Origin of the sequence: Kitasatospora sp. MBT66 (assembly GCF_000710405.2) — a bacterium.
Taxonomy (GTDB): domain Bacteria; phylum Actinomycetota; class Actinomycetes; order Streptomycetales; family Streptomycetaceae; genus Kitasatospora; species Kitasatospora purpeofusca.
On sequence record NZ_JAIY01000006.1, the window covers coordinates 629,871 to 641,569 of the forward strand.

5 protein-coding genes are annotated in these 11,699 nt (G+C 75.0%); 3 read left to right on the plus strand and 2 right to left on the minus strand.

What is annotated here, in order from left to right; all coding sequences use genetic code 11:
• Positions 1-1,474 (plus strand): PQQ-binding-like beta-propeller repeat protein (locus tag BI06_RS15315; protein ID WP_158516435.1); only part of this gene is annotated, 1,474 nt, incomplete at its 5' end.
• A gap of 139 nt (positions 1,475-1,613) precedes the next feature.
• Positions 1,614-4,193: an aminopeptidase N gene (pepN, locus tag BI06_RS15320; RefSeq protein WP_043468616.1), complete on the plus strand. Its 2,580-nt coding sequence runs from the start codon at positions 1,614-1,616 to the stop codon at positions 4,191-4,193.
• A gap of 153 nt (positions 4,194-4,346) precedes the next feature.
• On the opposite strand, the gene BI06_RS15325 is transcribed toward pepN, so the two are convergent.
• Both BI06_RS15325 and malQ read right to left on the minus strand, forming a co-directional pair.
• The gene (locus BI06_RS15325) at positions 4,347-4,577 is read right to left on the minus strand and encodes a hypothetical protein (protein ID WP_030395011.1); all 231 of its coding nucleotides are present in this window, start codon (positions 4,575-4,577) and stop codon (positions 4,347-4,349) included.
• A gap of 20 nt (positions 4,578-4,597) precedes the next feature.
• The gene (gene malQ / locus BI06_RS15330; RefSeq protein ID WP_063794972.1) at positions 4,598-6,784 is read right to left on the minus strand and encodes a 4-alpha-glucanotransferase; all 2,187 of its coding nucleotides are present in this window, start codon (positions 6,782-6,784) and stop codon (positions 4,598-4,600) included.
• 750 nt (positions 6,785-7,534) lie between these two features.
• Here malQ and BI06_RS15335 point away from each other — a divergent pair.
• Positions 7,535-11,662, plus strand: a complete 4,128-nt coding sequence (locus tag BI06_RS15335) for a beta-N-acetylglucosaminidase domain-containing protein (protein WP_233290161.1) — start codon at positions 7,535-7,537, stop codon at positions 11,660-11,662.
• Positions 11,663-11,699: the final 37 nt, after the last annotated feature.

An 11,699-nucleotide genomic window follows, 5' to 3' on the forward strand; every position in this document is an offset into this window, starting at 1 on the left:
CCCGCAGCAGGCGGGCGGCTACGGCTACCCGGGCGCCCCGGCGCCCGTCGCCCCGCCGAAGCGCAACCCGGTGATGGTCTGGGGCGGCATCATCGGCGGTGTGCTGGCGATCGCCATCGTCGCCGCGCTGATCGTGCTGTTCACCGACGACAACAAGAAGAAGGACGACCAGCCGACCGCCTCCGGCGGCACCACCGGCCAGGTCACCGGCGGGCCCAGCGGGGACGCCACCGCCACCGGCGGCACGGTCACCGCGCCGGCCACCGGCGGCGCCACCGGCGGCACGGGCGGCGGTGGCGGCGGCAAGGCCGGCGCCTACAACCCGGCCTGGGCGGCCGACAAGCCGGCCAGCTCGGTCAGCGGCTCGACCCGGATGCTCGCCATCTGGGGCGCCGAGAAGGTCGCGGTGCGCGCCGACACCACCGGCATCCGCGCCGTCAACACCTCGGACGGCAAGGAGGCCTGGAACATCCCGGTGCCCTCCGGCGCCAAGGAGTTCTGCTCCGCCTCGTACAGCGCCAACTCCAAGCACGTCGCCGCGATCGCGCTGAACACCGGTGACAGCGACTGCTCCACCATCGCCGCGGTCGACCTCACCACCGGCAAGCTGAGCTGGACCGTCAAGGTCGGGCAGAGCCGGATGTCCTCCCCCACCCTGACCGTCACCGACAAGGTGGTCGGCATCGGCGCCAACACGGCCGCCGCGGTCAACATCGCCGACGGCTCCGCGGCCTGGTCGTTCCAGCCGCGCGAGAAGGACTGCAGCGTCTACGGCACCGTCGCCGGCGCCCAGATCGTGGTCACCGACCGCTGCTACGGCCTCAACACCACCGTCAAGTCGCAGCTGGTGATCGTCGAGACGGACAGCGGCAAGGTCACCTCGCCCGCGCCGATCACCCTGGCCGGCACCATCGAGCGGGTCGACAAGGTGCTCTCCGAGCAGCCGCTCGTGGTCTCGATGTCCAGCGGCCCGAACGGCGACTACGTGCTGCCGTTCGACAAGACCAACAAGGCCGGCACCCAGATGCCCGTCAAGGAGCCCGGCTACGACAGCCTGCGGCTCAGCGGCCTGGGCGACGCCATCACCCAGAGCGTGGTCAGCGGCAGCACCCTGTACGTGCAGACCAACCCGACCAAGCCCGCGGTGAACGCCTACGACCTGAACACCGGCAAGCGGCTCTGGTCGACCGACGGCAAGGCCAAGGACGGCCTGCGGCTGGTCTCCGGCACCGACAAGGACGGCAAGGTCCGGGTCATCATGGACATGGGCTACGGCACCGACGCCAAGCTGGCCTCGCTCGCCCCCGCCGACGGCGCCGTCAGCGAGCTCGGCACCATCGCGCTCGGCAAGGACTCCTCCTCCTTCAGCATCAGCCTGAGCAGCAACGAGTTCGTGCTCAACTCGGACGGCGCGCTGTACGGGTTCTCCCGCAGCAGCATCGACGCTCCGGTGTTCAAGTTCGTCAAGAAGTAGCGGCACCCCCGGGCGGGGTGGTGCGGGCCCGACCGGCCCGTACCACCCCGCCCGCGGCGTACCCGGGGAGTATTCCTCCGGCACCCGCGGGCGGACATGGCAGGATGCCAGGCATCAGCCCGACAAAGGAGTCCTGCGAGTGCCCGGCACCAACCTGACCCGTGACGAGGCCCGCACCCGGGCCGACCTCCTGCACGTGGACGCGTACGAGATCGAGCTCGACCTGAGCTCGGCCCGAGAGGGGGGCACGTTCCGGTCCACGACCGTGGTCCGGTTCACCGCCACCACCCCGGGCGCGGCCACCTTCATCGACCTGGTCGCCCCGAGCGTCGAGGAGATCGTCCTCAACGGCGTGCGGCTCGACAACAGCGCCTTCGCCGACAGCCGGATCGCGCTGCCGGACCTCGCCGCCGAGAACGAGCTGCGGGTGGTCGCCGACTGCGCCTACACCAACACCGGTGAGGGCCTGCACCTGTTCGTCGACCCGGTCGACGGCGAGACCTACCTGTACACCCAGTTCGAGGTGCCGGACGCCCGCCGGGTCTTCGCCTCCTTCGAGCAGCCCGACCTCAAGGCCGCGTTCGCCTTCACCGTGACCGCGCCCGCCAACTGGGTCGTGGTCTCCAACTCGCCCACCCCCCAGCCCGAGGGCGAGGGCGACACCCGGGTCTGGCGGTTCGCGCCGACCGGCCGGATCTCCTCGTACATCACCGCGCTCGTCGCCGGCCCCTACGTCGGGGTCTTCGACAGCTACGAGAACGGCGAGCAGAAGGTGCCGCTGGGCATCTACTGCCGGCCCTCGCTGCGCGAGTTCCTCGACCCCGAGGCGATCTTCGAGGTCACCAAGCAGGGCTTCGACTACTTCCAGGAGAAGTTCGACTTCCCCTACCCGTTCGCCAAGTACGACCAGCTGTTCGTGCCGGAGTTCAACGCCGGCGCGATGGAGAACGCGGGCGCCGTCACCCTGCGCGACCAGTACGTGTTCCGGTCCAAGGTGACCGACGCCGCGTACGAGGCCCGCGCCGCGACGATCCTGCACGAGCTCGCCCACATGTGGTTCGGCGACCTCGTCACCATGGAGTGGTGGAACGACCTCTGGCTGAACGAGTCGTTCGCCACCTACGCCGAGGCGGTCTGCCAGGCCGAGGCGCCCGGCTCCCGGTGGCCCAACTCCTGGACCACCTTCGCCAACCAGATGAAGACCTGGGCGTACCGGCAGGACCAGCTGCCGTCCACCCACCCGATCATGGCCGAGATCAACGACCTGGAGGACGTCCAGGTCAACTTCGACGGCATCACCTACGCCAAGGGCGCCTCGGTGCTCAAGCAGCTGGTGGCCTACGTCGGCCAGGACGCCTTCTTCGAGGGCGTGCGCGCCTACTTCAAGCAGCACGCCTGGGGCAACACCCGGCTCGGCGACCTGCTCGGCGCACTGGAGAAGGCCAGCGGCCGCGACCTCAAGTCCTGGTCCGCCGCCTGGCTGGAGACCGCCGGCATCAATGTGCTGCGCCCCGCGGTGACCCTCAACACGGACGGCGAGATCGAGTCCTTCGCCGTACTGCAGACCGCCCCGGCGCTCCCCGCCGGCGCCAAGGGCGAGGCCGTGCTGCGCCCGCACCGGATCGCCGTCGGCCTGTACGAGCTCAACGACGGCGCGCTGGTGCGCACCGACCGGATCGAGCTGGACGTCAACGGCCCGCGCACCGAGGTGCCGGAGCTGGTCGGCCGCCACCGCCCCGCGGTGATCCTGCTCAACGACGACGACCTCACCTACGCCAAGGTCCGCCTCGACGAGGACTCGCTGGCCGTCGTCACCGAGAACCTCGGCGGCTTCACCGAGGCGCTGCCGCGCGCGCTGTGCTGGGCCTCCGCCTGGGACATGACCCGCGACGGCGAGCTGGCCGCCCGCGACTACCTGACCCTCGCCCTCTCCGGCCTGCCCCGGGAGAGCGACATCGGTGTCGTCCAGTCGGTGCAGCGCCAGGTCAAGCTCGCGCTCGACGTCTACGCCGACCCGGACTGGCGCGAGCAGGGCCTGGCCCGCTGGGCCGAGGCCGCCGAGCAGGCGCTGCGCGACGCCGAGCCGGGCAGCGACCACCAGCTGGCCTGGGCCCGGGTGCTCGGCTCCGTCGCCCGGACCGACGGTCAGCTCGACCTGCTGGCCGGGCTGCTGGACGGCGGCACCGTGATCCCCGGCCTGGCCGTGGACACCGAGCTGCGCTGGGTCCTGCTGGGCCGCCTCGCCGCGACCGGCCGAGCCGACGAGGCCGCGATCGGGGCCGAGCTCGCCCGCGACAACACCGCGGCCGGCCAGGAGCACGCGGCCAGCTGCCGGGCGTCCCGCCCGACGGCCGAGGCCAAGGCGGCGGCCTGGGCCTCCGTGGTGGACTCGGACGAGCTCACCAACTACGTGCAGGCGGCGGTGATCGGCGGCTTCCAGCAGGCCGACCAGCGCGAGCTGCTGGCGCCGTACTCGGAGAAGTACTTCGCCGCGGTGAAGGACGTCTGGGAGAGCCGCAGCCACGAGATCTCGCAGCAGATCATCACCGGCCTGTACCCGGCGCTGCTGGTCGAGCAGGGCACCCTGGACGCCACCGACGCCTGGCTGACCGCCGCGGAGCCGGCGCCGGCGCTGCGCCGTCAGATCGTCGAGGCGCGGGCCGGCGTGGAGCGGGCGCTCAAGGCGCAGGCCGTCGACCGGGCGGCCGGGGAGCGCTGACACCGGCGGGGTGCGTCCCCCTCCCGCGCGGAGGAGGGACGCGCCCCGCAACGGGTCGCGCCTCTCGCGGAACGGGAACGCCCGAGGGGGCGCCGGACATCGTCCGGCGCCCCCTCGGGGTCTGTGCTGGGCTCCGTGGTGGAGGGCCCTCGGCTACTTCTTCTTGTCCTTGTTGCCGTACGGCATCGCGGCCAGGCCGCCGATGATCACGAAGGCCGCGATCGGGAGCAGCACGTACAGGCCGAGGGTCTGGGCGACGCTCAGGCCGCTACCCGGGTCGTCGCCGTCGTCCCGGGTGAGGGCCATGGCGGGCGACGACAGCAGCATCATCAGCGTGACCGTTGCGGTGACCGCGCCGGCTCGCAAAGCGTTCCTCTTGTCCACGGTGCCAACTTACCCGTGACTTACGCCGAGCCGCTCGGCGGGGTCGGCCTTTCGGGAGCCGGTCCGGGCCCGGCGGCCGGTCGGGCGCCCACGGAGCGCAGCAGGTCGGCGAGGGTCCGCGCGGCCGGGGCGGCCGCCAGGCCGTCCAGGGTGACCGGGCGCCCGGAGCCGTCCGCGACCGGCAGCCGCCAGTTCGGGTACTGGTCCCAGGTGCCGGGCAGGTTCTGCGGGCGCGGGTCGCCGACCACGTCCGGCAGCCAGACGCCGACCAGCTCGGCCGGGGTGTCGGCCAGGAACCGGTACAGCGCCGTCGCCGACAGCGGTTCGTCCCCCGACAGCAGGCCCAGCCGGAGCAGCTCGGCCCGCCAGTCGGCCAGCTCGGCGGCCGCCTCCGCCTGCTCCTCGCCCAGCGCGCGGGAGAGCAGGCCGAGCCGGTGGCGCAGCTCGACGTGCTCGCCGGAGAGCCGGGCCGCGGTGGACGGCAGGTCGTGCGTGGTCAGGGTGGCCAGGCTGCCCGGGCGCCAGCGCCCCGGGGGCAGGATCGCGCCCCCGCTCTGCCAGTCCCGCTCGAACCAGAGCACCGAGGTGCCCAGCACGCCGCGCTCCGCCAGCTCCTCGCGCACCCCCGGCTCGACGGTGCCAAGGTCCTCGCCGACCACGGCGGCGCCGGCCCGGTGGGCCTCCAGGGCGAGCACCGCGAGCATCGCCTCCGCGTCGTAGCGGACGTAGACGCCCTCGGTCGGGGCGTGCCCGGCCGGCACCCACCAGAGCCGGAACAGGCCCATCACATGGTCGATCCGCAGGGCGCCGGCGTGCCGGGCGGCGGAGCGGATCAGCTCGGCGAAGGGCGCGTAGCCGGCGGCGGCCAGCGCGTCCGGGCGCCAGGGCGGCAGGCCCCAGTCCTGGCCGTGCGCGTTGAAGGCGTCCGGCGGCGCGCCGACCGAGATCCCGGCGGCCAGGACGTCCTGGAGCGCCCAGGCGTCGGCGCCGTCCGGGTGGACGCCGACCGCGAGGTCGTGCACCAGGCCGACCGGCATGCCGGCGGTGCGGGCCGCCTGCTGGGCGCGGCCGAGCTGGCGGTCGACCTGCCAGGCGAGCCACCGGTGGAAGGCGACCCGGTCGGCCAGTTCGGCGGCCTCGTGGCGGACGTGCGGGGAGTCCGGGTGGCGCAGGCCCTTCGGCCAGTGATGGTGGTCGGCGCCGTGGCGCTCGGCCAGGGCGTTCCAGACCGCGTACCGCTCCAGCCACTCGCCCTCGCGGGCCCGGTAGGCGTCGAACGCGGCCGTGCGGACGGCGCCGTGCCCGTCCGCGTACCGGCGGTACGCGGCGTGCAGGAGCTCCAGGGCGCTGCGCTTGAGGGCCCAGACCTCGTCGCGGTCGATCAGGCCGTCGTGGACCAGCACCTCGGCGCGCAGCCGGGCGGCGCGGGCGAGCAGCTCGTCGACCTCGGCCCGCTCCTCGCCGGCCAGGTAGGCGTACTCCGGCACCTCCTCGATCCGCAGGTGGACCGGGTCGGCGAAGCGCCGGGAGGAGGGGCGGTAGGGGGACGGGTCGGAGGGCGTCGAGGGCAGGGCCGCGTGCAGCGGGTTGATCTGGACGAAGCCCGCGCCGAGGGAGCCCGCCCAGGTGGCGAGGTCGGCGAGGTCGGCGAGGTCGCCCATGCCCCAGGAGCGGTCGGAGAGGACGGAGTACAGCTGGGCGAGGAAGCCCCAGCCCCGGCCGGGCAGGGCGGGGAGGCGGTCGGGGGCGACGATCAGGTGCGCGGTGGCGGTGCGGTCCGCGGCCTCGGCGTGCAGGGTGTGCCGGCCGGGCGGGAGGTCGGCGGGCAGCCAGTGGGCGTGGCCGTTCGGCAGCCGCCACCGCTCGCCCTGCTCCAGGACGACGGTGAGCCGGGTGTCGGCGGGGAGGTCGAGCGCGGTGCGGCGGCCGGCCCGGGCGACCACCGTCGGGGGCAGCAGGCGGGCGCGCTGCTCCGCCCGGTGGCGGGCGAGGGCCTCGCGGGCGGCGTCGGGGGTGGCGGCGGCCACGCCGAGCGCGGCGAGGACGGCGACCAGGGTGCGGGCACCGGCCGGCACCCCGCCGGGGCCGTGGCCGGCGTCCACCCCGTGGGCCTGCGCCAGCGCCACCAGCTCGGGCGGCGGTGGGGGCGCGTCCTGGGCCGGCACCTCCAGTGCGTCGGCTCCGTCACGGTCGAGATAAGCGGCCACTCGCGGCTCCTGCGATGTCTCGGCAACGCCCAGTCAGGACAGGCACAGTCCTACCCGGGTGACGACCCGGTGACCCGGCGCGACACGAGGGGGATCGGAACCGGGAGCCGACCGGGGCACCACGAGTACACGGACGCAGGGGCACCACGAGCGGGCAAGTCCACCGGCGCCACGCACGGGTGGAGTCCAGCGGCACCACGCGCGGGTGGGTTCTTTGACCCCCGCCAGGCACGGACCGCGAGCGAGCCGAAGGGGCGCGCCGGTGCCGAAAGGGAGAGCGCGAGGGAGCGACGAAGGAGCGAGGGAGCGCCGACCGTCGGCACCGGACAAGAGCGCCCCGGAGGCGAGCCGAGCCCGAAGAAGGGGTGAGCGAGCCGAAGGGGCGCGCCGGTGCCGAAAGGGAGAGCGCGAGGGAGCGACGAAGGAGCGAGGGAGCGCCGACCGTCGGCACCGGACAAGAGCGCCCCGGAGGCGAGCCGAGCCCGAAGAAGGGGTGAGCGAGCCGAAGGGGCGCGCCGGTGCCGAAAGGGAGAGCGCGAGGGAGCGACGAAGGAGCGAGGGAGCGCCGACCGTCGGCACCGGACAAGAGCGCCCCGGAGGCGAGCCGAGCCCAAAAAAGGGCAGTGCGCGAAGGGTTGCAGTCGCGGGTAAACCGGACAAAGTCGGCATACCCGTCGACGACGTTGACACCGTCAAACAGAGCTGGTGGGCTGTGCCGCGATGTGGTTCCGGCCTGGCTAGGAGGCTCCTGTGCAAGCCCGAGTGTCCGAGGTGGCCGGCCGGCGGTTCCGTCAGCAGCTGGAGCAGAGCCCCGCGCTGCGCGAGGTGCTCCAGCACCCGACGGCGCTCGCGGCCCGCCGGGCCACCGCGCGGACGTGCCGTCAACTGGCGCCCAGGACGGCCGATCGACTGATCGCCGATCTCAAGGGCACCTCGCCGCTGCTGCCTTCGGTCCGGGCCGAGCGCGCCCTGGCCGCCCGCCCGGGGGCGCCGAGCCGGCGGACCCTCCAGGTGGCGGCCACCCTGTCGGCGGCCGCCGTGGTCGGCGGTCTGCTGGTGAGCGGGCCGGCCGCGTACGCCGTGGCGCCCGGGTACACGCCCGGTCCGGACGTGGTGAGCACCGCGAGCGGCACTTCGCAGACCCCGCTCGGCAGTCTGGGCGACCCCCAGGTGTTCCCGCGCCCGCAGGAGCAGCGGGTGACCGGGAAGCCGGTCACCGTGCCGGGGGCCGTCACCCTGGTCACCGCGCCGAACGCGGACCCCGGCGCGGTGGCCGCGGTGCGGGAGGTCCTCGGCGTCGCCGGCGCGACCGCCGTGACCGCGCTGCCGGCGCCGAACCCGCCGGTGGCCGGCTCGCTGGTGGTGTACGTCGGCGGACCCGCCGAGGGCGCGGGCGGCGACACCGACCGGATCCTGCGCGAGCTCACCGTCGCGGCCGGCGGCAAGGACACCGCCGCGCCCACCACCGCCGGGCTGCCGTCCGGCGGCCATGTGCTGGTGGCCGGTCAGCTGCCGGTGGCCGGCGGCGGCAGCTACGGCGCGGTGGTGCTGGCCGGGGCCGACGCGGCCGGCACCTTCTACGCCGCGCAGTCGCTGCGCCAGCTGCTGGCGGCCGTCCCGGCGGACCAGGGCCAGCTGCCCGGCGCGGCCGGCCTCGGGCTGCCCGGGATCGTGCTGCGCGACTGGCCGTCCGGCGCGCCGGTGCGCGGGACCGCCGAGGCGTTCTACGGCACCCCGTGGACGCAGCAGCAGCGGCTCGACCAGCTGGACTTCCTCGGCCGGTCGAAGCAGAACTTCTACCTCTACGCGCCGGGCGACGACCCGTACCGGCTGGCCCGCTGGCGGGACGCCTACCCGCAGGAGCGGGAGAACGACCTGCGCGCGCTGGGCGCCCGCGCCGCGCGCGACCATGTCACCCTCGGTTACGCGATCGACCCGGGGCAGTCCTTCTGCTTCAGTTCCGGGAAGGACGCGGACGCGCTGGTCGCCAAGCTGGACGGGCTGCGCCGGCTCGGCTTCTCGGCGTTCCAGCTGCAGTTCCTGGACGTGTCCTACGAGGAGTGGCACTGCTCCGACGACCGGTCCAAGTACGGCACCGGCCCGGCCGCGGCGGCGAGGGCGCAGGCGGAGCTGGCGGCCAAGGTGCAGGACCGGCTGATCGCGCGGAACCCGGCCCTGGCGCCGCTGTCGGTCGTCCCCACCGAGTACCACCAGCAGGGCTCCAGCCCGTACCGGACGGCGCTGGCCGCCGCGCTGCCCCCCGCGGTGCAGGTGGCCTGGAGCGGCGTCGGGGTGATCCCGGAGCGGATCACCGGCACCCAGGTCGCGGACACCGGCGGCCTGTACGGGCACCCGCTGGTCACCATGGACAACTACCCGGTCAACGACGCCACCCCGGACCGGCTCTTCCTGGGCGCCTACACCGGCCGGGACAGTGAGGTGGCGACCCGGTCGGCCGTCATGCTGACCGGTGCGATGCGGCAGCCGGTGGCCTCCCGGATCGCGCTCTCCACGGCCGGCGACTTCGCCTGGAACCCGTCCGCCTACAAGCCGGAGGACTCCTGGCGGGCGGCGCTGCGCTCGCTGGCCGGGCCGACCGGCGCGACGGCCACGCCGACCGGGGAGACCCTGGCCGCGGTGACCGCGCTGGCCGGGAACAGCGTGTCCTCGCCGCTGGCCAAGCAGGAGTCCGGCTATCTGCTGCCGCTGATGGACCGGTTCTGGGCGTCCGCCGAGCCGACCTCGGGGGCGGCGCCGGACCTGGCGCGGCTGATCGAGTCGGCCGCCCCGCTGCGGGAGGCGTTCACCGCGATGGCCGGCGCCCAGCAGACCCTGGCCGCCGCCCAGGCCACCGCCCCGCTGGCCGCCGAGGCCGCGCCCTGGCTGGCGCCGCTGCGCGACTTCGGGCTGGCCGGGCAGTCCGCCCTGGACATGCTGCTGGCCCAGCGCGGGGGCGACGGCGGGGCCGCCTGGAAGGCCCGGGTGGAGCTGACCAAGCTGCGCGAGCAGCTCGGCCAGAGCCCGGCGACGGTCGGCGCGGGCGTGCTCGGCCCGTTCCTGGAGCGGGCGCTGCAGGCGGCCGACACCTGGGCCGGGGTGCAGGGCGGCGGCATCACCGCGACCACGACCCTGGGCACCGCGCACGACCACCTGCCGGCGCTGATGGCCGACGGCGTCGCCGACACCTTCTACTGGAGCTCGGCGCCGCCGCAGCAGGGCGACTCGGTCGGCCTGGACCTCGGCGGCGGGCGCCCGGTCGGCAGCGTCACCGTGCTGATGGGCTCCTGGGGCAGCGGCCCGGACGGGCAGAGCGCGCTGGACGACTACATCCGGGACGGCGTGCTGGAGTACTCCACCGGGGAGGGCGGCTGGAAGAAGCTGGCCTCGGTGAAGAACCAGAAGTCCGTCTCGGCGCAGGTGCCGGCCGGGACGGTGGTCCGGGCGGTGCGGCTGCGGGCCACCGCCGCGCAGAAGACCGCGGTCGCGGTGCGCGAGTTCTCGGTGACCGCGCCCGACGAGCTGCCGTCCAGTGTCTCCGGCGGCCCGGCCGCGCTGCCCGGCTCCTCGGCGTCCGCGGTGCTGGACGGCAACCCGGACACCGCCTACCGGGCGGCCACCGCGCCGACCGCGCAGGACGAGCCGCTGACGGTCGAGCTGGGCGCCGCCCGGCCGCTGGACCGGCTGACCGTGCTCACCGACCCGGGCGTGCGGGCCTCGGCCGCCGTCGCTGTGCGGCACCCGGACGGCACCTGGACCGAGATCGGCACCGTGCAGCCGGGCTGGAACGAGCTCTCGGCCGGCGGTCTGCCCGCCGACGCGTTCCGGCTGGCCTGGAAGCCGGGCGGGGAGCCGCCCGTGGTCAACCAGGTGATCCCCTGGTACGCGGACGCCCCGGCGGCCCGGCTGAGCCTGGCCGACGCCTCGGTGGACGCGGTGACCGGGGACGCCGTCCCGGTGCAGGCCCGGGTCACCGTCGAGGCCGGCCGGCCGGAGGGGGTCACCGGGGAGCTGCGCACCGAGGTGCCGGTGGTCGCCAAGGGGCTGACCGTGGCGCCGGTGACCGGGGTGAGCGTGCCGCGCGGCGGCAAGGTCGGCGTGCCGCTGCTGGTGACCGCCGGGCCGGAGACGCCGTCCGGGACGTACCAGGTGCCGGTGGTGTTCGTGGCCGGCCAGACCACGGTGCGCCAGGTGCTCCAGGTGCACGTGGTGCCGCCGACCGGCGGTCCCGACCTGGCGATCACCGCGCAGGCCACCTCCTCGGGCGACGAGACCGCGAACTTCCCGGCCTCGGCGGTGGCCGACCAGGACCCGAAGAGCCGCTGGTCCTCGCCGGCGGCGGACGACGCCTGGGTGCAGCTGGAGCTGCCGAAGGCGACCCACCTGGGTTCGGCGGTGCTGCACTGGCAGGCCGCGTACGCCGCCGCGTACAAGATCCAGTCCTCGGCGGACGGGCGGTCCTGGACCACGGTCGCGACCGTCGGGGACGGCAGGGGCGGCAACGAGACGGTGCGTTTCGACGCGCCGGGCGCGAAGTTCCTGCGCATCCAGGGCGTGGCCAGGGCGACCAAGTACGGCTACTCGCTCTGGGGCGTCGAGCTGTACGCCGTCGCCCCGGTGGACGGCCAGGTGGCGCCGCCGGTGACGCCTCCGGTCACCCCGCCGGTGACGCCGCCGACCGGGCAGCCGGGCGGTGGCCAGCAGTCGGGCGGCGGCCAGACCGGGGGCCCGGGGGGCGGGACGGCGACCACGCCGCCGGCCGTGCCGACGCCCTCGGCCTCCCCGACCGGGCCGGCCCCCGCACCGACCACCACCACCGGCCCGGGTGGCGGTGCCGGCACCCCGAGCGGCAGTCCGACCGGTTCGCGGCAGAAGCCCTAGCGTCCGTCGTCGCCCGCCGTTCGCCCCGCACGGGGGC